Genomic DNA, 19,113 nt, shown 5'->3' with positions numbered 1-19,113 from the left:
CGTGTCCGGCCGGCTCGTCGAGCCGGGTGTGACGTGGACTCGGGCCGCCCGGCACCTCGACGGCCGACGCCGCCGGCCCCGGGGCGGGCAGTCCGGCACCGGACCCCCGGGCACGGCACAGGACCCCCGGGCACGGCACAGGATCTCGGTAGGTGTGCCGGCGGGGCCGCCGGCCGGTGCCGGCGACCCCGCCGGTGGTCAGCGGACGCCGAGCAGGTCGACGACGAAGACCAGGGTCTCGTTCGGCTTGATGACCCCGCCCGCGCCCCGGCTGCCGTAGCCCAGGTGCGGCGGGATGGTGAGCCGGCGACGACCGCCGACCTTCATGCCCACCACGCCCTGGTCCCAGCCGGCGATGACCTGGCCGCCGCCGAGCGGGAACTCGAACGCCTCACCCCGGTTCCAGGAGGCGTCGAACTCGCGCCCGGTGGAGTGGGACACCCCGACGTAGTGCACGTTGGCCAGCTGGCCCGGCTGGGCCTCGGGGCCGTCGCCGACGGTGATGTCCTCGATGACGAGGTCGGCCGGGGGTGCGCCCTCGATCGGGCCGATCTCCGGCTTACCTGCCTGGGGCGTGTTCATTGCTGATCTCCTCGTCGTCGCACGATCGTCCGGTCGGTGTCGATCCTGCCCGATCGTGACGGACCTATTCCCGTAGGGCCCGACGCCGGACCCCACGGGCGGGGGTGGACGCGCGGCAGGGGCGCCACCGTCGAGGTGGCGCCCCTGCCGGCCGGTCGGGTGCTCGCGGTCGGTTACCGGAGCCAGCCGAACCGGCGTACCAGCGGGAGGGTGGCCCAGACCCGGCCGAAGCCGAGGGTGTTCCCCGCGCCGACCAGGGCGAGACCGGCCAGCACCGCGGCGTAGATCAGGTGGTCGTCCATGAAGGGGTTGTTCTCGGGGGGCAGGACGGCGGTCCACATCAGCACCATGAGCAGGCCACCGGCGATCGCGGCGACCCGCATCCCGATGCCCAGCAGCAGGGCCACCCCGATGCCGGCCAGGCCGATCATGAACAGCCAGTCGGCCCAGGCCGCACCGGCGATGTCCTGGTAGAGCCCCTGGAACGGACCCTTCGCACCGAAGGCCAGGAAACCCTTGGTCGGGCTGCCGCCGTTGATCCAGGCGTTCTTCGTCGCGGTCTCGTGGCCGAGGCCGAACAGCTTGTCCAGGAAGGCCCAGAGGAAGATCCAGCCGAGGGCGATCCGGGTCCCGGCCCAGACGTAGCGGGCGGCGCGCTGCCGGGTGGTCTCGGTTCCGGCCACCGGTGCGGTCCCTGCGGTGGTGTTCCGCTCGATCGTCGCGGTCATGGTTCCCACGTCCCTTCTCTGCCTGGCACCGCACTTCCCGGTGGCAGTTACATTCCACGCCGTTCGCGGCCGTCCCGGCAGGGCCGACCGGTACGTGCCGGGGCGGGACCTAAGTCCCCTGCCACGGGCCTCCCGACGGGACCTTCGGCCTCCGCGGTACCGGTCCGTCCGCCTCTGCCCCGACCGGTCGGGCCGGCCCTAACGTCGGCCGGGAGAGCCCGAGGAGGTCGTGATGAGGACATGGCAGGTGGACGACGTGATGACCCGGGAGGTCGCCACGGTGGGGGAGGAGACCCCCTACCGGGCGATCGTCGACGTGCTGATCCGGCGCGGCATCAGCGCGGTGCCGGTGGTGGACGGCTTCCGGCGGGTGCTGGGGGTGGTGTCCGAGGCGGACCTGCTGCACAAGGTGGAGCACTCCGGGGTGCAGGAGGAACGGCGGGTCTTCGCCGGGCGACGTCGTCGGGTGTCCCGGGAGAAGGCCGAGGCGCTGCTGGCGAAGGAGCTGATGACCGCGCCGGCCGTCACCACCCACCCCGGGGCGTCGCTGCCGGCGGCGGCCCGGCTGATGGACCGGGAGGCGGTCAAGCGGCTACCGGTCCTCGACGACCTGGGCCGGCTGGTCGGCATCGTCACCCGCGGCGACCTGCTGCGGGTGCACCTGCGCACCGACGCCGAGATCCGCGAGGACGTGGTGCAGGAGGTGCTGCGGCGGGTGCTGGCCGTGCGGGACGGGCTGGTCACCGTACAGGTCCGCGACGGCGCGGTGCGGTTGGACGGCCGGCTGGACCGGCGGACCGACGCCGAGCTGGCGGAGAAACTCGCCGGCCAGGTCAGCGGCGTGGTCCAGGTCACCAGCACCATCGGGTACGACGTCGACGACGCCGGCCTGGTGGAGCGGGGGATCACCCCGGTGGCCTGACCGCCACCCGAGCACCCACCCGGGACGGATGGTCAGACCGGGGTGGCGAGTTGGGCGGTGAGCAGGGCGGGCGCCTCGGCCAGCGACGGGCCGTACCAGGTGAGGTGCCGGCCGGACACCAGCGCGCAGTCGATGCCGGGGAAGGCGTCCGGCCCGTCGTCGGCGGTGAACGCGTAGGGCTCGTCGGGCAGGACCACCAGGTCGGGCCGGCGGGCCCGCAGCGCGTCGAGGTCGGGGCGCGGATAGCGCTCGGGGTCGTCGTCGTAGAGGTTGACCACGCCGAGCCGGCGCAGTACGTCCCCGGCGAAGGTGTCCCCGCCGAGCACCACCCACGGCCGTCGCCACACCGGCACCACGGCCCGGCGTGCCCCGGCCCCGACGGCGGGTGCGGCCCAGGCCCGGCGGGCGTCGGTCAGCCAGCCCGGCTCCCCGGTCACCCCCAGCGCGGCGAGCACCCCGGCCAACTCGTCCAGGGCCTGCGGCACGGTACGCGGGTAGGTGACCAGCACCGGCACCCCGGCCGCGCTGAGCGCGTCGGCGTCGGCCCGCCGGTTCTCCTCCACGTTGAGCAGCACCAGGTCCGGCCGCAGCGCCCGGACCCGATCCAGGTCGGGGTACTTGCTGCCGCCGACCCGGGCCACGTCCAGACCCGACGGGTGCACACACCAGTCGGTCGCCCCTACCAGCAGTTCCGGCACTGTCACCGCCACCGCCTCGGTCAGCGACGGCACCAGCGAGACGACCCGCATCGTGTCCCCTGCCGCGCTCAGTGGGCGGCGCTCGCGACGGTCTCCCGGGACACCGTAGCCATCGGTACGCCCTCCCGGGCCGCCCACTCGACGGCGTGCCGGACCTCGGCCACCGGCATCGGCCGCCGGTCGGTCACGGTGACCGCCGTGTGCACCGCGAAGGACACGAACGGGTACGACCGGGCCAGCCCGGCGACCGAGGTGTGCACCTGACCGGCCACCGCCAGCGCCTCCTCCCGGCTCAACGCGGGCAGGACCAGCAGGTACTCGTCGGGGGCGAGGCGGATCGCCCGGTCGAGCGGGCGCAGTGGGGCGGTCAGCGCGGCGATCACGGCCTGCGCCTCGCGGGCGGTGCTGCGGCGTCCGAAGCGTTCGGCGGCGCGGGCCGGGTCACCGATCCGGACCCCGATCAGGGCCACCGGCAGGGTGCCGGCGGCGGTCACCCCGTCCATTCCGGTCCAGCGGCGCAGGGTCGGCTCGTCCACCAGGCCCGGTGGTCCCGCGACCGGTTCGGCGGATCGTCCCGGCCCGCCACGGGGGGCCCGGTCGACGCGCTCGGCCATCAGCCGCAACGCCGCCTCCGCCCGGCTCTCACCGGGGGTCGCCGGCAGGTCCCTGACCCGGCGCAGCACCTGATCGATAGCGGTCAGCGCGGCCGGGGGGAGCCGGTCGCCGAGGTGCGCCCGCAGCCGGATCACCTCGTGCAGCGCCTCGTCCCGGCGGAACCCCCAGCGGCCGGCGAAGAGCCGGCCCTCCTCCAGCGTGTCGGCGGCCACCACCTCCCGCCGGTCCCGGGCCACCAGGCTGGCCCCGAAGCGGGGGGTCAGGGCCACCACGCTCCACTCCCGGGCCAGCTCCTCGGTCTCCTCCAGCGCCACCGGGTACGCCCCGTCGGGCAGCTCCGGCGGTGTCTGCCCGACCAGTCCGACCACGGTGACCGCCGCACCCGCGGCGATGCGTGTGTAGCGGGCCCGTTCCCGCTGGAAGTACGGCATCCGCTGGAACAGGGCGATCACCACCAGCGGGCCGTCCTCGGCGGTGGCCAGCGCCGACCGCTCGATGGCGTGGGAGACCGTGACGAGACTCCGCTTGGTCAACAGTTCCGGGGCCGGTCCGTCGTGCAGCACCCCGTGAGCGTAGAGATCCCGGTCGGGGCACACCAACCGCCTGGTGCGGGACCCGCCGCCCGCATCGACGGCCCGGATGCCGGGCTCATCGTCCGCTTCGACGGCCCAGTGCCGGCCCACCGCCCGGATCGACCGCTCGGTGCCGGGTCCACCGGCCGCACCGACGAGGCGGGCACGGGGGTCGACGTCCTAGACTCGGCCGGTCACCTCTCCTGCCACGGACGGACCGACCCGACGATGACGCGTACCGCCACCGACGACGGGGCCCGGCTGCGGCCGGTTCCGGCCGGGGCCGCGCCGCTGTTCGTCCGGGCCGGCCAGGCGGTGTACCCCGCCCGTCGGCTCGGCGACCTGGTGTCGCGGCGGCCGGCCGGGGTCACCGGGCACCAGTGGAGTTCGGCGTTGCGCGCGGAGTTCGACCACGTCGTCTGCGCTGCCGACACCGGCGTGCCGCTGTTCGCCCTGACCGTCGGCCCGACCGCGCCGGCCGGGTCGGCGGGGCAGCGGACCGAGCGGATGGTCTCGGCGGTCTGCGCCGCCGTGGGCCTGCCGGTGCTGCGGATCGGCTCGCCGACGCTGCGGGCCGCCGACCACGGCCGACGGATCATCACGTACGTCATCGACGCCCGCGCCTACGCCGCCGGTGCCGGTGGCGACGACCCGGACGACAACCCGGTCGGTTACCGGGACATCGTCGGCCGGTTGCCCGACGGGCGCACCGGAGCGGTGAACGACCTCGGCGCGCTGTCCCGGGCGGCGGCCGTCGAGGCGTACGTGTCGCGGCGGCTCAGTGATCCGATCGTGCGCGGGCTGCACGTGCGGTGGCGCGACGGGACGGCCGAGGGGTGGAGCTGGGTCGAGGTGCGGCCCGGCCGCTGCCTGGTGGAGCGGGTCACCGTGTCCGAGGCGCGGTGGCACTGCGGGGTGGACCCCGCCCGACTGGCCGAGGACCTCGCGGCGGTGGCGGTGGGCGACCGGTTGCCGGTGGGTGACCGGCCGGCGGTGGCTGTGGCCGACGAATCGGCCCTGCTCGACCGGGACGAGCTGCGCCGGCAGATCTGCGTGCTGCGGGACCGGCGCGACGAGTTGGCCACGCCGTTCGCCTTCGGTCACCTCTGCGGGGACTGACCCCTCCGGGAACGACCCGCCGTCATTTTCCGGCGACGTGTGGTGACAATCCGGCCCGGCCGAAAAATGGTCCCGGATTCCTCGATCCGCTTTGAACCTTCGTCCGGGCCGGCCCGTACCTAAGCGGGAATGGACAGGATCTTCCCAGCCGCGCCACCCGACGCGGCGGACGGTGCGGAAAGGCATCGTCGGCCATCGACGTGCGACCGGAACGTCGCAGTGACCCCGGTGGGGGAGACCGACCCGAAGGTCGTCTCCTCGTCGGGGACACGAGTCAGGTACCGGATCGAGAAGGAGAGCAATTCGATGCGCAGGTCCACAGGGGCACGCCGGTCGTCCGGTAACGCGCGGAGCAAGCGGCTGCTGGCGGCGGTCGGTGCGCTCGTCGTCTTCGGCGGCATCGCCGCCGTCACCCAGATCTCATCGGCCGGGGACAAGCCGAGGCAGCAGGCCCGCAACGTCTCGTCGGCCTGTGTCGCACCGAGCCCCGGCGCCACCTCGCCGAGCGGGCGGGGCAGCACCACCCAGACCTGGCAGAACGGCCGGTGGGTCCGCAACCACTGGGGTGACGGCCAGATGTCCGTCGCCGAGTGCCAGGCCGTCAAGGCCGGCAACGCGCCGGTGACCACGCTGGCCTCGACGGTGGCCTGCCCGGAGGTCACCCCCCGGTTGCCGCAGATCCCGGCCCAGGCCAAGGCCGAGGTGGACAAGGAACTCGCCCTACTGAAGACCCAGATCGACGACGCCAACAAGCGGCTGGCGGCCGAGGGGCGCAACGGCAAGGCGTTCATCGACAACGCGATCCTCGGCCCGCTGGCCGACAAGCGGCGGTCCGCCCTCAACCGGATCGCCACCGCGATCGGCCGGTTCGCCCAGCGTCCGCAGGGCCTGGAGCAGCTCGCCGGCTGCCAGGTCGCCGCCGCCGCCAACAACGGCGGCCAGAACGGTGGCAACAACAACGGCGGCCAGAACGGCAACAACGGCGGCCAGAACAACAACGGCGGCAACAACGGCAACAACGGCGGCCAGAACGGCGGCAACAACAACGGCGGCCAGAACGGCAACAACGGCAACGCCCTGGGCGTGCTCGCCAAGGACTGCGCCAACAGCCGGTTGCAGCCGCACGACGGCTTCCAGAACGGCAACCGCTGCGTCAGCACCGCGTTCGGCGAGGTCGGAGCGGCGGCCAACAACCCGTCGCTGCTGATCACGCAGTTCCCCAACCAGGTGCAGCGCAACCAGGCCTTCAGCCTGAAGGTCTCCACCCGCAACCTGGTCCGTGACCGGTTCCTGGCGGCCGGGCAGGGTGGCTACTACCTGGAGAGCTCGGTGCTCAACGGTCAGGGCCTCACGCGTGGTCACTTCCACACCGCCTGCCGGATGCTGCAGAACACCAACCAGGCCCCGTCGAACCCGCAGGACGTCCCGGCGTTCTTCGTGGCCACCGAGGACGGCAAGGGCGGCAACCAGTCCGACGACGTGACCATCCAGATCCCGGGCCTGCCGCAGTCGGGTACGGCGCAGTGCGCGGTCTGGGCCGGTGACGGTTCGCACCGGGTTCCGATGATGGAGCGGGCCAACCAGACCCCCGCCTTCGACGTGGTGCGCATCCGGGTCAACTGACCGGACAGACGACAACGGCCACGGGCCGCCCCGGGGAACTCCCCGGGGCGGCCCGTGGCCTTTCGGGTGGGTCCACTTCTCCGGAGGCCGACGCTGAGGTCCGGTGCGGCCGGCGGGTGGCGATCCTGTTTCGGAGGCCCCGCGTTCCGGGCGGCAAGCGAAGCGACGCATTCCACGGCCCGCGGTGCGGTGTGTTCCGGGCGGCCCGCGGTGCGGTGCGTTCCGGGCGGCCAGGGCCGGGCGGGCCGGCAAGGGTTTTCGGTGACGGCGCAGCGGGTGGAAATTGTGGACACGGCGAAAAGCGCCGGGGTCGCCGCTGTTATCTCAGCGTGACCCCGGCGCGTCCGTTCGTGACCTGACCGCCCTCAGCGGCTCTTCCACGCCTCCACGACCGAGACCGGGATGCGGCCACGCTCGGAAATCTCGTGGCCGTTCTTGGTCGCCCATTCCCGGATGGCGCGGTTCTGCTCGCGGTCCATTCCCGAGACTCCGGCGCGAGCGGGGCGGCGAGCCGGCCGACCGGTCTCGACCGCGCCCCGCCCCATTCGGCGGCCAGCGGTGATGTACGCGTCGAGCGTCTTGCGCAGCACCCCCGCGTTCTCGTCGGAGAGATCGATGGTGTACGCCGCCCCGTCCAGGCTGAACTCGACGGTCCGATCGGCCTTTCCGCCGTCGAGGTCGTCGGTCAGAACGGTGATTACTTTCCTTGCCATCGCCATTACTCCCTGTGTTGAGCGGGGTGTGCTAAGAGTTTGACGTATCTGACGGCAAATCCGCAACAATACGCCTCTCTTTCATTTGACGGGTCGGGTCAATCCTGGGAAATCCGGGTCTGGCCAATGCTGGCCGAGGGTGGAGGTGCGGGCGGGATGTGTCCTGGGTCACATCCCGGAACACGGGGCACGGTTTGTGACTTGAGTGAGACACGCTCAACCTCAAGTGATGGCAGGTGTCCGATGGCAACCCTCGCGGTACTTCCCCTGACCGACGTCGTCCTGCTCCCCGGCATGGTCATCCCGGTGACCCTCGACCCGACCACCCAGGCCGCCGTCGACGCCGCCCGGGCCGGCGGCGACAACACCCTGCTCGCCGTACCCCGTATCGACGGCGAGTACGGCCCCGTCGGCACGATCGCCACCATCGAGAAGGTGGGCCGCCTCCCCGACGGCGAACCCGCCGCCGTGGTGCGTGGCCTGGCCCGTGCCCGGATCGGCTCCGGCGTCCCCGGACCCGGCGCCGCCCTCTGGGTGGAGGCCACCCGACTCGACGAACCCGCCCCCGCCGGCCGCGCCCGCGACCTGGCCCGCGAGTACCGCGCCCTGATGACCTCGGTCCTCCAGCAGCGGGGCGCCTGGCAGGTCATCGACGCGATGGAAAGGATGACCGACCTGTCCGAGCTGGCCGACGCGGCCGGCTACGCGCCGTGGCTCAGCCTGGCGCAGAAGACCGAACTGCTCGCCGCTCAGGACGTCACCGCCCGGCTGGAGCTGCTCGTCGGCTGGGTGAAGGACCACCTGGCCGAACAGGAGGTCACCGAACAGATCACCAGTGACGTCCGGGAGGGGCTGGAGAAGTCCCAGCGGGAGTTCCTGCTCCGCCAGCAGCTCGCCGCGATCCGCAAGGAACTGGGCGAGGACGAGCCGGACGGCTCCGCCGACTACCGCTCCCGGGTGGAGACCGCCGACCTGCCGGACAAGGTCCGCGAGGCGGCGCTGCGTGAGGTCGGCAAGTTGGAACGGGCCAGCGACGCCTCACCCGAGGCGGGGTGGATCCGCACCTGGCTGGACACGGTGCTGGAGATGCCGTGGAGCACCCGTACCGAGGACAACACCGACCTGGCGACGGCGCGGGCGGTGCTCGACGCCGACCACGCCGGCCTGGCCGACGTCAAGGACCGCATCCTGGAATACCTGGCGGTGCGCAACCGCCGTGCCGAGCGCAACCTCGGCGTGGTAGGCGGGCGCGGCTCCGGCGCGGTGCTCGCCCTCGCCGGCCCGCCCGGAGTCGGCAAGACCAGCCTCGGCGAGTCGGTGGCCCGCGCGCTGGGCCGCAACTTCGTCCGGGTCTCCCTCGGCGGCGTCCGCGACGAGGCCGAGATCCGTGGGCACCGGCGCACCTACGTCGGTGCGCTGCCCGGCCGGATCGTCCGCGCGCTGCGCGAGGCCGGCTCGATGAACCCGGTGGTGCTCCTCGACGAGGTCGACAAGCTCGCCGCCGGGTACGCCGGTGACCCGGCCGCCGCCCTGCTGGAGGTGCTCGACCCGGCCCAGAACCACACCTTCCGCGACCACTACCTCGAAGTCGACCTCGACCTGTCCGACGTGCTCTTCCTGGCCACCGCCAACGTGGTGGAGGCCATCCCCGGCCCGCTGCTGGACCGGATGGAACTGGTCACCCTGGACGGCTACACCGAGGACGAGAAGGTCGCCATCGCCCGCGACCACCTGCTGCCCCGGCAGCTCCAGCGGGCCGGCCTGACCGCCGACGAGGTGACCGTCACCGACGAGGTGCTGGCGCTGATCGCCGGCGAGTACACCCGGGAGGCCGGCGTCCGGCAGCTCGAACGGGCCCTGGCGAAGATCCTGCGCAAGGTCGCCGTGACCCTGACGACCGACCCGACCCCGGTCCGGGTGGACACCGACACCCTGGCCGGCTACCTGGGCCGGCCGAAGTTCACCCCGGAGTCGGCGGAGCGCACGGCGGTACCCGGCGTGGCCACCGGCCTGGCCGTCACCGGCGCCGGCGGTGACGTGCTCTTCATCGAGGCCACCAGCATGGACGGTGAGCCCGGGTTGACCCTCACCGGGCAACTCGGCGACGTGATGAAGGAGTCCGCCCACATCGCGCTGTCCTACCTGCGCGCCAACGGGCGGCGCTACGGCCTCGACCCGAACGTCCTGGCCGGACGCCGGATCCACCTGCACGTGCCGGCGGGCGCGGTGCCCAAGGACGGCCCGAGCGCCGGCATCACCATGGTCACCGCGCTGGCGTCCCTGGTGACCGGCCGGCCGGTACGGCCCGAGTTCGGGATGACCGGCGAGGTGACGCTGTCCGGGCGGGTGCTGCCCATCGGCGGGGTGAAGCAGAAGCTGCTCGCCGCGCACCGGGCCGGCCTGACCGAGGTGATCATCCCGGCCCGCAACGAGCCGGACCTCGACGACCTGCCCACCGAGGTACGCGAGGCGTTGACCGTGCACACCCTGGCCGACGTGGCCGACGTGCTCGCCCTGGCGTTGCGCCCGGCCGAGATCGACGCGGAGACGCTCGGCGGCCGGCCGGTCGGGGCCGCCTGACCGGCCTCGCCCGACCGCTTCCACGGCCCTCGGCGTCCCACCGGGCGTCGGGGGCCGTCAGGGCCGTAGCCTGACCATCCCCGTTACCGCATCCGCCACCACGGTGGCACCCCCCGGAGGCGACCGCCGATGAACCTGTTCCTGTGGATCCTGCAGATCCTGCTCGCCGCGCTCTTCGCCGGCGCGGGGCTGACCAAGCTGACCCAGCCCAAGGAGAAGTTGCGCGACCGGATGGGCTGGGTGGAGAACGTCCCGCCCACCCAGGTCAAGGCGCTCGGCGCGGTCGAGGTGCTGGCCGCGCTGGGACTGGTCCTGCCCGGCCTCACCGGCATCGCCACCGTGCTCACCCCGCTGGCCGCCGTCGGGCTGGTGATCGTGATGATCGGCGCGATCGTGGTGCACGCCCGCGCCAAGGAGCACCCCGGCACCGCGATGACCGTGGTGCTGCTGATCCTGGCGGCGATCGTCGCCTGGGGCCGCTTCGGGCCGTACCCGCTCTGACGAACGCGACCGGCCCGCGCCCCCGTCCTGGGGTGCGGGCCGGTCGCGTGTCGGGTCAGTGCCCCTCGCCGCCACGGTCGCGCCGTACGGTCGCCTTACGGCCCTTGATGGTGCTGTTGCGCAGCCCCGCGATCACCTCGTCGGCGACGCCCTGCGGCACCTCCACCAGGGAGAACCGGTCGGCGATCTCGATCGAGCCGATGTCGCGGCCACTCACCCGAGTCTCGCCGGTGATCGCACCGACCAGGTCCTGCGGGCGGACCCCGGCGCGGCGGCCCAGGCCGATGAAGACCTGCGCGGTGCCGCCCGTGCGGGGCCGGCCGCCACCGCGCCGGTCCCCGCCCCGGCTGTCGAACCCGGGCCGGGACTCCCGGGGCGGACGGACCGCCACCTGCGGGATCTCCTCGTCGTCGTCGGAGCCGGGCAGGGCCGCCTCGTGGGCCAGCTTGACGGCTGCCAGCGCCACCTCCATCAGGTCGAACTCGTCGGACAGTGACTCGACGATCACCCGGAACGGGTCCAGGTCGTCCTCCAGCAGGCTCTCCCGCAGCGCCGCCTGGGTCAACGCCAGCCGGCGGGTCCGCAGGTCGGCCACCGTCGGGATCTTGTCGATGGTGATCCGCTGGCCGGTGACCCGCTCGATGGTCTTGAGCATCCGGTGTTCCCGGGGCTCGGCGAGGGTGATCGCCACCCCCTCCCGACCGGCCCGGCCCACCCGGCCGATCCGGTGCACGTACGACTCCGGGGCCGACGGCACGTCGTAGTTGACCACGTGGGTGAGCTGCTCGACGTCCAGCCCACGGGCCGCCACGTCGGTGGCCACCAGCAGGTCGGCGGTGCCGGCACGCAGCCGCCCCATCACCCGGTCCCGCTGCTCCTGGCTCATCCCGCCGTGCAGCGCCTCGGCCCGGTAGCCGCGCCCGTTCATCGTCTCGGTGAGCCGGTCCACCTCCTCCCGGCTGCGGCAGAACACGATCGCCGCCGTCGGCGACTCCACGTCCAGCACCCGGCCCAGCACCGCGGGCTTGTGAGCCCGGGTGACGATGTACGCGCTCTGCCGGACCCGGGGCGCCTCCCCGGCGACCGGCTGCTCCCGCCCGATCTGGATCCGCTCCGGGTCGGTCAGGTGCTTGCGGGCCAGGCCGTCGATCCGGGCCGGCATGGTGGCCGAGAAGAGCACCGTCTGGCGCTGCGCGGGCGCGTGCTCCAGGATCGCCTCGATGTCCTCGGCGAAGCCCATGTCGAGCATCTCGTCGGCCTCGTCCAGCACCACCGTGGCCAGCGCGCCCAACCGCAGGGTGCCCCGGGCGATGTGGTCCAGCGCCCGGCCGGGGGTCGCCACCACCACGTCCACGCCCAGGTCCAGGGCGCGCAGTTGACGGCCGATCGGCTGGCCGCCGTAGATCGGCAGCACCCGGGCCCCGAGGTCCTTGCCGTACCGGTGGAACGCCTCGGAGACCTGCACGGCCAGTTCCCGGGTGGGCACCAGCACCAGCGACACCGGGTCCCCGCCGGAGCGGTCGTCCGGCATCCGCTGCAACAGGGGCAGGGCGAACGCGGCGGTCTTGCCCGTACCGGTCGCCGCCTGCCCGAGCAGGTCCCGTCCCGCCAGCAGCAGCGGGATCGCCTCGCGCTGGATGGGGGTGGGCTCCTCGTAGCCGAGCGCGGCGAGCGCGCCCAACAGCTCGGCGCGCAGCCCGAGATCGACGAAGGCGGGTACGCCGTCGGAGTCGTCGGGCGCGGAGAGGTCGGTCGGTGTAGGTGCGGAACTCATGGGCAAAGTTTTCCATCATCCCCGTCGGGCCGTCGCGCCGACCGGCCCCACCGTGCCGACCGGCACAGCCGCGCCCGCCCGCCGGCTAGCCTGACGGGCGTGCGTACGGTGGAACTGCTCTGCTGCCCAGTGCTGGAGGAGACGGTCCGCACCGCGTGGGACAGGCTGGCCGGGGCGGGGCTGCCCAGCCTGGCCCGGCACGGCCACCCGACGAACCGGCCGCACCTGACGCTGGCCGCCGTCGAGGCGTTCCCGCCCGGCGCGGTCGACCGGCTCGCCGGTCTCTTCGATGCCGCGCTGCCCCTGCCGGTCCGGCTGGAACGGGTGGCGGTGCTCGACGGCAGCGCGCCGCTGGTCTGGTTGGTCCGGCCCACGGCGGAGCTGACCGCCCTGCACGGGGCCGTCTGGGCGGCACTGGACGGCGCGGACGGGCAGCGGCCCTGGCACGCCCCGGGGAACTGGGTGCCGCACCTGAGCCTCGCGCTGCGCTTCCGCGACCACGACCGGCGGCGGGCCCGCGCGGTGGTCGGCGGTGACCGGCCGGAGGGCCGGTTCGTGGCGGCACGCAGCTACGACGGCGACACCCGGACCGTCCGGCCGGTGGGCGGTGACTTCCCGGCGGACTGACGGTGGTCTATGGTGGGCGGAGCGCTCCCGTCGACGGTCCATCCGACCGCCCGGCGGGTCACTGCTGCGCCGGTCCGGCCGGGTGGTCACTGCCATCCCCACCGGAAGAGGCCCCATGCCCCACCATGTCCGACGGCGTCCGGTCGCGCTCGCGGCTGCCGCCCTGCTCGCCCTCGGCGGGCTCGCGGCCGTGCCGCAGCTCGCCTCCGCCGCCCCCGACCCCGGCTCACCGGTCAAGGTCAACCAGGTCGCCTACGTGCCGGGGCTGCCCAAGCAGGCCACCGTCGTGAACTCCGCGAACTCCCCGCTCGGCTGGACGCTGCGCAACGCCGGCGGCGCCACGGTCGCCTCCGGGCAGACCACGGTACGGGGCACCGACGCGCTCTCCGGCGACCCGGTGCACATCGCGGACTTCTCGGCCTACGACACCCCGGGCACCGGCTACGTGCTGTCGGTGGGCGGGAGCAACAGCTACCCCTTCGACATCTCGGCCGACCCGGTGCGCCGGCTGCGCGGTGACTCGCTGGCGTTCTTCTACCACCAGCGCAGCGGCACCCCGATCGACGCCCAGTACGTCGGTTCCCGCTACGCCCGCCCGGCCGGGCACGTCAACGTCGCCCCCAACCGGGGGGACAACAACGTGCCGTGCCGCACCTCCTGCGGTTACACCCTGGACGTGCGCGGTGGCTGGTACGACGCCGGTGACCAGGGCAAGTACGTGGTCAACGGCGGCCTGTCCACCTGGCAGCTGCAGAACATCTACGAGCGCACGCTGTACGTGAACGGGGCCGACAAGTCCGCCGTCGCCGACGGCACGCTGGCCATCCCCGAGCGGTCCAACGGGGTGCCGGACGTGCTCGACGAGTCCCGCTGGGAGTTGGAGTTCCTGCTCAAGATGCAGGTGCCGGACGGCCGGACCAACGCCGGCATGGTGCACCACAAGATCCACGACCAGAACTGGACCGCGCTGCCCACCCGTCCGGAGCTGGACAGCGAGCCCCGGCTGCTCTCCCCGGTGAGCACCGCCGCCACCCTCAACATGGCGGCGGTGGCGGCCCAGGCGTCCCGGCTGTGGAAGCCGTTCGACGCCTCCTTCGCCTCCCGGGCCCTGGCCGCCGCCGAGAAGGCGTACGCCGCGGCGAAGGCCAACCCGAACCGGCTCGCCCCCGCCACCGACAACACCGGCGGCGGCGCGTACGAGGACAACACCGTCACCGACGAGTTCTACTGGGCGGCTGCCGAGCTGTACGCCACCACCGGCTCGACGGGCTACCGCAACGACCTGAGCAGCTCCCCACACGCCCGGGGAGCGGGCTTCACCCGGGGCGCGTACGACTGGAGCTGGACGGCCGGGCTGGGTGACACCACCCTCGTGCTGGTGCCGACCGGCCTGGCCAGCGGCGACGTGAGCGCGATCCGGTCGGCGATCGTCGGTTTCGCCGACCGGATGCTCGCCCAGATCGCCAACCAGGGCTACCCGGCCCCGGGCAGCGGCAACGGCACGTACTACTGGGGTTCCAACGGCGCGGTCGCCAACAACGCCAATGTGCTCGCCCTGGCCTACGACCTGACCCGCACGACGCGGTACCGCAACGGCGCCTTCGCCGCCTACGACTACCTGCTCGGCCGCAACCCGCTCAACCAGTCCTACGTGGCCGGGTACGGGGACAAGCCGGTGCGCAACCTGCACCACCGGTTCTGGGCCAACCAGAACGACGGCTCGCTGCCCACCGCGCCGCCCGGCTCGCTCTCCGGCGGCCCGAACAGCGAGTTGCAGGACCCGGTCGTGCAGGCCCAGCTCGGTGGCTGCAAGCCGCAGAAGTGCTTCATCGACGACATCGGCGCGTACTCGGTCAACGAGGTGGCGATCAACTGGAACGCGGCGCTGGCCTGGCTGGTGCACTGGGCGGCCGAGCAGGCCGGCAGCGGCACCGGCCCGGACCCGACGCCGACCCCCACGGTGACGCCGCCGCCGACCACCACGCCGCCCCCGCCGACCACCACGCCCCCGCCGACCACCACGCCGCCGCCGACCACCACGCCGCCGCCGGCCGGCGGGTGCGCGGTGACCTACTCGGCGAACAGCTGGAGCACCGGCTTCACCGGCAGCGTCACGTTGGCCAACACCAGCGCGGCGGCCTGGTCGTCGTGGCGGTTGACGTTCCGGTTCACCGGTAACCAGCAGATCAGCCAGGGCTGGTCGGGCCGGTTCAGCCAGAGCGGCAGCGAGGTCACGGTGACCAACGAGAGCTACAACGGCGCGGTCGCGCCGAACGGCTCGGTCAACCTCGGCTTCAACGCCACCTACAGCGGCACCAACGCGACCCCGACCGGGTTCGCGGTGAACGGGACGGCCTGCACCCTGCGCTGACCCGCGCCCGCACCGGGCCGCCCGTCGCACGTCGACGGGCGGTCCGGTCACGGTCCCGCACGGGCCCCGGCCGGTGCGGGACCGGGCGACGCCGCCGGCCGTGTGTCGCCCTTCGGGGGCTGTGGGAGGAATGCTCGGTCTCCACCGGTTCACCACGGTTACGGTGCCCTCAGGTTCATCCGCACCGTGTCGCACCGGGAGAGGACCGACCATGCGCGTGCCCAGCCGAAGCCCCGGCCCCCAACCCGGCGTCACCCCGCCCGCCCCGGCCCGGCGGACGCCCGCCCCGACCCGTCCCGTGCGGCCGGCCGCCCCCGACCTCGACGCCTATCGGCAGGCGGTCGCCGAGCTGCTGGTCGAGGTCGGCGCGCTCGCGGGGACCGCCGGCACCGCCGCCCGTCAGGTGCTGCTCGACCAGCGGCTGCGCGAGCCGGCGATCGCCGACGTGCTCGACGCCACCGGGCAGGGGGTGCTGGGCGCCCGGGAGACCCTGCTGCTGGAGTTGGCCCGCCACCAGCCCGACCGGCCCGCCCCGGGCCCCGACCTGACCGCCCTGGTCCGGATCTACCTGCTGTCCCGCATCGACCTGATGTGGTGGCGGGACACGACGGCCCTGGCGACCGACGAGCAGGTCGACACGCACCCCGACCTGATCGACCTGGAATGGCTGCGCCGTCGTGGTCTGCTCGGCTTCCGCTACCGGGAACAACCGGGAAGCGTCCTGGGCCGGGGGGTGCGCGCCGTCCGGGGCCGGCTGCTGCCGGAGACCGCCCCGCCCACCGCCGGTGTGCCGTTGCGCCGGACCCGCCGCGAGGTCGTCGCGCTCCTCAACGACCTGGCCCGGGAGTTCGCCCGGTCCGCCCCGCCCGGCACCCCGCCGCTGTGGGTGACCAACCTGGCCCACAGCGCCGAACACCGGTACCGGCTGCGCCGGCTCGGCCAGCCGGCCATGCTGCCCAGCGGCCACTGCCTCGGCTGGGCGGTGGACCTGGAACTGGCCTGGTACGCCCGGTTCGGCGCGCGGGACGTGCTGGCCGAGATCCTGCTGGCCCGGCAGGCCGCCGGTGAGCTGAACGTCATCGACGAGGGTCCCGCCTGGCACGTCTGCCTGGCCCCCGCCGCCCGCGCCCGGCTGCGCTCGGCGTACGAGGCCGAGATGGGGATCTGAACGCCGACCGTGCCCACGCGGGCGGGACACCGCCGCCGGGTCAGCCGACGACCAGCAGGGCGAGCACCGCGGCGACGGTGCCGAGCACCGCGACCACCGCGCTGGTCGCCACGAACCGGCCCAGCGGCACGGTCACCCCGGCGGCGCGGCAACGCTCGAACCACAGCAGGGTCGCCAGCGACGCCCACGGCACCGCCAGCGGGCCGACGTTGGTGCCGATCAGCAGCGCCAGCAGCCGGGTCCCGTCACCGGGTGGGAGCACCGCCTCACCGGCCAGGTAGGCGGGCAGGTTGTTGACCAGGTTGGCCAGTAACGCCCCGGTGCCCCCGGCGCGCAGCGCCCCCACCGTGCCCCCGGCGTCCCCGAGCAGCACGGAGACCAGGTCGTCCAGCCCGTGCCGGCCGAGGGTCTGCACCACCAGGAACAGGCCGGTCACGAAGACCAGCAGCCGCCAGGGCAGCAGCGCCGGGCGCAGGGTCCGCCGGGACCGGACCGCGAAGCCGACCACCACCAGCCCGGCGGCGACGGCGGCGGCCACCCCGATCTCCACCCCGGCCAGGATGCCGGCGACGAGCAGCAGACAGCCGGCGACCGCCGTGCCGAACAGCAGCCGGTCCGCCGGCCGGTGCGGTGGGGGAGGGGTGAACCGGTCGGCGTCGCGCCGCCCCCGCCGCCAGTACCACAGCCACAACCCCGCCATGGTCACCCCGATCGCCGCGACCTGCGGCAACGCCATCCGGGCCGCGTACGCCGCCGGGGTCAGCGCGATCCGGTCGGCGGCGAGCAGGTTGGTCAGGTTCGACACCGGCAACAGCAGGCTGGCGGTGTTGGCCAACCAGACCGTGGTCATCGCCAGCGGCCCCGGGGCGGTGCCCAGCCGGCGGGCCAGCGCGATCATCACGGGGGTGAGCAGGACCGCGGTGGTGTCCAGGTTGAGGGCGATGGTGGTGAGCGAGGCGAACCCGACGCAGAGCAGGAACAGGCCGGCGAAGCTGCCCCGCGCGGCGATCGCCAGCCGGGTGGCCAGCACGTCGAACACCCCGGCGACGGCGGTCAGCTCGGCGAGCACCACGACCGCGCCGAGGAAGAGCAGCAGTGGCAGGATGCGGTGCAGGGTCGCCGCGGCGTCGGCCCGGGGCAGCAGCCCGGTGGCCACCGCGCCGAGGCCCAGCAGGGCCAGCCCGATCGCCACCCGGTCCAGCGGGTGCAGCCTCGGACGGCGGTGCCGTCGGGTCGGTACGGGCGGTGTCCCGCCGGCAGGTGTCACGGCGCACGATCCTCGCACAGCCGGCCCTGCTCCGACGCCGGTTGGCCGCAACTGCCCGCCCGACGACCCCGTACCGGCGGGCCCGACATCGACGTGCGCGGTTCCCGCCACGGTGGACATCCCGGCACGGCTGCCCTAGCGTTCAGGAGATATGCGCAGGATGCTGCTGGGGGCCGGACTGGCCCTGTCGCTCGTCGCCACCGGCTGTGCCCAGGCCACCCCGACGGATCGGGCCACCCCGACCGAATCGGACCGGACCGCCTCGGCATCGGCGTCCGCGAGCCCGCCGGTCGCCTCCCGGCAGGACCCGGAGCAGGCCCGGCGTACGCTGGACAGCCTGCGCAAGGTTGACGACCTGCCGCTCTACGAGATGACCTACGTCGGTGGCTACGACCCGACGGTGGGCACCGACGCCCGGCCGGACACCGGCCCGTTCGGCTGCTCGTTGTTCGCCGCCTCCGGTGACCCGGCCCGGCCGTTGTTCGCCCGCAACTTCGACTGGGACGCCAACCCGGCGATGGTGCTGCGCACCGACCCACCCGAGGGCTACGCCTCGGTCTCCCTGGTCGACCTGTCCTACCTGGGGGTGGGCCCGGACCCGACCGGGGACCGCCGGCTGCTCGACGCGCCGTTGCTGCCCTTCGACGGGATGAACGAGCGGGGGCTGGCCGTCGGGCTGGCCGCCGACGACAATGCCACCGCGAAGCCGGTGCCGGGCCGGCCCACCGTCGGGTCGGTGCGCATCCTGCGGTTGGTGCTGGACCGGGCGGCCACGGTGGACGAGGCGGTGGCGCTGTTCGGCCGGCACAACCTCGACTTCGACGGCGGGCCCCCACTGCACTACCTGCTCGCCGACGCGGGCGGCCGGTCGGCGGTGGTCGAGTTCGTCGACGGGACGATGCGGGTGCAGCGGGGGCAGGGGCGGTGGCAGGCGCTGACCAACGTGCCGGTGGTCGACGTACCCGAGCAGCAGCGTCGCCGCGACCGCCGCTACGGCGTCCTCGCGGCGGCGCTGGACGCGGCCGACGGCCGGGTCGACCCGACGGCGGCGCTGCGCCTGCTGGACCAGGTCCGGCAGGGGCACACCCGCTGGTCGGTGACGTACGGGCTGCGTGACGGTGAGGTCCGGCTGGTCACCGTGGCCGGCGGTGGCACGGAACGCCGTTACCAGTTGCCGATCCGCTGACCCCGCCACCCGCGCGTCCCTGTACGCACGGCGTCCCTGCACCACGAACGGCCCGGCCCCAGCGGGC

Annotated in this window: 16 protein-coding genes; 9 read left to right on the top strand and 7 right to left on the bottom strand. The window is 73.8% G+C overall.

Annotation, left to right across the window (positions count from 1 at the left end; all coding sequences use genetic code 11):
- Positions 1 to 198: 198 nt before the first annotated feature.
- Complete coding sequence (locus tag AB0C22_RS21910; protein ID WP_208570694.1) at positions 199 to 582, bottom strand: FKBP-type peptidyl-prolyl cis-trans isomerase; 384 nt, start codon at positions 580 to 582, stop codon at positions 199 to 201.
- Positions 583 to 755: 173 nt separating this feature from the next.
- Positions 756 to 1,319 (bottom strand): DoxX family membrane protein, encoded by a 564-nt coding sequence (locus tag AB0C22_RS21905; RefSeq protein WP_219462385.1) that lies wholly within the window; start codon positions 1,317 to 1,319, stop codon positions 756 to 758.
- A gap of 223 nt (positions 1,320 to 1,542) precedes the next feature.
- On the opposite strand from AB0C22_RS21905, the gene AB0C22_RS21900 reads away from it, so the two are divergent.
- Positions 1,543 to 2,232, top strand: a complete 690-nt coding sequence (locus AB0C22_RS21900) for a CBS domain-containing protein (protein WP_219462383.1) — start codon at positions 1,543 to 1,545, stop codon at positions 2,230 to 2,232.
- Between the two features lie 32 nt (positions 2,233 to 2,264).
- Here the strand turns inward: AB0C22_RS21900 and AB0C22_RS21895 are convergent, their stop codons facing one another.
- Positions 2,265 to 2,981: a helical backbone metal receptor gene (locus AB0C22_RS21895; RefSeq protein WP_219462379.1), complete on the bottom strand. Its 717-nt coding sequence runs from the start codon at positions 2,979 to 2,981 to the stop codon at positions 2,265 to 2,267.
- A 17-nt stretch (positions 2,982 to 2,998) separates the two neighbouring features.
- Complete coding sequence (locus tag AB0C22_RS21890; protein ID WP_357536723.1) at positions 2,999 to 4,108, bottom strand: DICT sensory domain-containing protein; 1,110 nt, start codon at positions 4,106 to 4,108, stop codon at positions 2,999 to 3,001.
- 3 nt (positions 4,109 to 4,111) lie between these two features.
- On the opposite strand from AB0C22_RS21890, the gene AB0C22_RS21885 reads away from it, so the two are divergent.
- Positions 4,112 to 5,236, top strand: a complete 1,125-nt coding sequence (locus tag AB0C22_RS21885) for a hypothetical protein (protein ID WP_357536721.1) — start codon at positions 4,112 to 4,114, stop codon at positions 5,234 to 5,236.
- A gap of 306 nt (positions 5,237 to 5,542) precedes the next feature.
- Entirely contained in the window at positions 5,543 to 6,859 is a 1,317-nt protein-coding gene (locus AB0C22_RS21880; protein ID WP_219462377.1) for a hypothetical protein, read from the top strand.
- Between the two features lie 365 nt (positions 6,860 to 7,224).
- On the opposite strand, the gene AB0C22_RS21875 is transcribed toward AB0C22_RS21880, so the two are convergent.
- Entirely contained in the window at positions 7,225 to 7,572 is a 348-nt protein-coding gene (locus AB0C22_RS21875; RefSeq protein WP_208570699.1) for an Lsr2 family protein, read from the bottom strand.
- Between the two features lie 243 nt (positions 7,573 to 7,815).
- Between AB0C22_RS21875 and lon the strand changes: the two genes are divergently transcribed.
- On the top strand, positions 7,816 to 10,152 hold the full coding sequence (gene lon, locus AB0C22_RS21870; RefSeq protein ID WP_357536719.1) for an endopeptidase La: 2,337 nt from the start codon (positions 7,816 to 7,818) through the stop codon (positions 10,150 to 10,152).
- Between the two features lie 129 nt (positions 10,153 to 10,281).
- Positions 10,282 to 10,653 carry a DoxX family protein gene (locus AB0C22_RS21865; protein WP_208570701.1) on the top strand — a complete coding sequence of 124 codons (372 nt, stop codon included), beginning with the start codon at positions 10,282 to 10,284 and terminating at the stop codon, positions 10,651 to 10,653.
- A gap of 55 nt (positions 10,654 to 10,708) precedes the next feature.
- Here the strand turns inward: AB0C22_RS21865 and AB0C22_RS21860 are convergent, their stop codons facing one another.
- Complete coding sequence (locus AB0C22_RS21860; protein WP_219462374.1) at positions 10,709 to 12,427, bottom strand: DEAD/DEAH box helicase; 1,719 nt, start codon at positions 12,425 to 12,427, stop codon at positions 10,709 to 10,711.
- A gap of 99 nt (positions 12,428 to 12,526) precedes the next feature.
- Between AB0C22_RS21860 and AB0C22_RS21855 the strand changes: the two genes are divergently transcribed.
- The 3 genes from AB0C22_RS21855 (at position 12,527) to AB0C22_RS21845 (ending at position 16,593) form a co-directional block, all read left to right on the top strand.
- Positions 12,527 to 13,054 carry a 2'-5' RNA ligase family protein gene (locus tag AB0C22_RS21855; RefSeq protein ID WP_357536717.1) on the top strand — a complete coding sequence of 176 codons (528 nt, stop codon included), beginning with the start codon at positions 12,527 to 12,529 and terminating at the stop codon, positions 13,052 to 13,054.
- A 115-nt stretch (positions 13,055 to 13,169) separates the two neighbouring features.
- Positions 13,170 to 15,425: a glycoside hydrolase family 9 protein gene (locus AB0C22_RS21850; RefSeq protein WP_357536715.1), complete on the top strand. Its 2,256-nt coding sequence runs from the start codon at positions 13,170 to 13,172 to the stop codon at positions 15,423 to 15,425.
- A 211-nt stretch (positions 15,426 to 15,636) separates the two neighbouring features.
- Positions 15,637 to 16,593: a hypothetical protein gene (locus tag AB0C22_RS21845; RefSeq protein ID WP_357536713.1), complete on the top strand. Its 957-nt coding sequence runs from the start codon at positions 15,637 to 15,639 to the stop codon at positions 16,591 to 16,593.
- Between the two features lie 40 nt (positions 16,594 to 16,633).
- Here the strand turns inward: AB0C22_RS21845 and AB0C22_RS21840 are convergent, their stop codons facing one another.
- Positions 16,634 to 17,860, bottom strand: a complete 1,227-nt coding sequence (locus tag AB0C22_RS21840; RefSeq protein WP_308290766.1) for an SLC13 family permease — start codon at positions 17,858 to 17,860, stop codon at positions 16,634 to 16,636.
- 151 nt (positions 17,861 to 18,011) lie between these two features.
- On the opposite strand from AB0C22_RS21840, the gene AB0C22_RS21835 reads away from it, so the two are divergent.
- Positions 18,012 to 19,046 (top strand): linear amide C-N hydrolase, encoded by a 1,035-nt coding sequence (locus tag AB0C22_RS21835; RefSeq protein WP_357536710.1) that lies wholly within the window; start codon positions 18,012 to 18,014, stop codon positions 19,044 to 19,046.
- Positions 19,047 to 19,113 lie beyond the last annotated feature (67 nt).

Source organism: Micromonospora sp. NPDC048894 (assembly GCF_040649765.1).
GTDB lineage: Bacteria > Actinomycetota > Actinomycetes > Mycobacteriales > Micromonosporaceae > Micromonospora > Micromonospora antibiotica.
The sequence above is the reverse complement of the archived record's forward strand: the minus strand, read 5'-3'. Positions and strand labels throughout refer to the sequence as shown.

Bases quoted from the DNA above. Each gene is read 5' to 3' on its own strand.
- AB0C22_RS21880 (WP_219462377.1), top strand. From the start codon at position 5,543: ATGCGCAGGTCCACAGGGGCACGCCGGTCGTCCGGTAACGCGCGGAGC.
- AB0C22_RS21910 (WP_208570694.1), bottom strand. From the start codon at position 582: ATGAACACGCCCCAGGCAGGTAAGCCGGAGATCGGCCCGATCGAGGGC.
- AB0C22_RS21845 (WP_357536713.1), top strand. From the start codon at position 15,637: ATGCGCGTGCCCAGCCGAAGCCCCGGCCCCCAACCCGGCGTCACCCCG.
- AB0C22_RS21850 (WP_357536715.1), top strand. From the start codon at position 13,170: ATGCCCCACCATGTCCGACGGCGTCCGGTCGCGCTCGCGGCTGCCGCC.
- AB0C22_RS21875 (WP_208570699.1), bottom strand. From the start codon at position 7,572: ATGGCAAGGAAAGTAATCACCGTTCTGACCGACGACCTCGACGGCGGA.
- lon (WP_357536719.1), top strand. From the start codon at position 7,816: ATGGCAACCCTCGCGGTACTTCCCCTGACCGACGTCGTCCTGCTCCCC.
- AB0C22_RS21860 (WP_219462374.1), bottom strand. From the start codon at position 12,427: ATGAGTTCCGCACCTACACCGACCGACCTCTCCGCGCCCGACGACTCC.
- AB0C22_RS21835 (WP_357536710.1), top strand. From the start codon at position 18,012: ATGCGCAGGATGCTGCTGGGGGCCGGACTGGCCCTGTCGCTCGTCGCC.
- AB0C22_RS21865 (WP_208570701.1), top strand. From the start codon at position 10,282: ATGAACCTGTTCCTGTGGATCCTGCAGATCCTGCTCGCCGCGCTCTTC.
- AB0C22_RS21900 (WP_219462383.1), top strand. From the start codon at position 1,543: ATGAGGACATGGCAGGTGGACGACGTGATGACCCGGGAGGTCGCCACG.
- AB0C22_RS21895 (WP_219462379.1), bottom strand. From the start codon at position 2,981: ATGCGGGTCGTCTCGCTGGTGCCGTCGCTGACCGAGGCGGTGGCGGTG.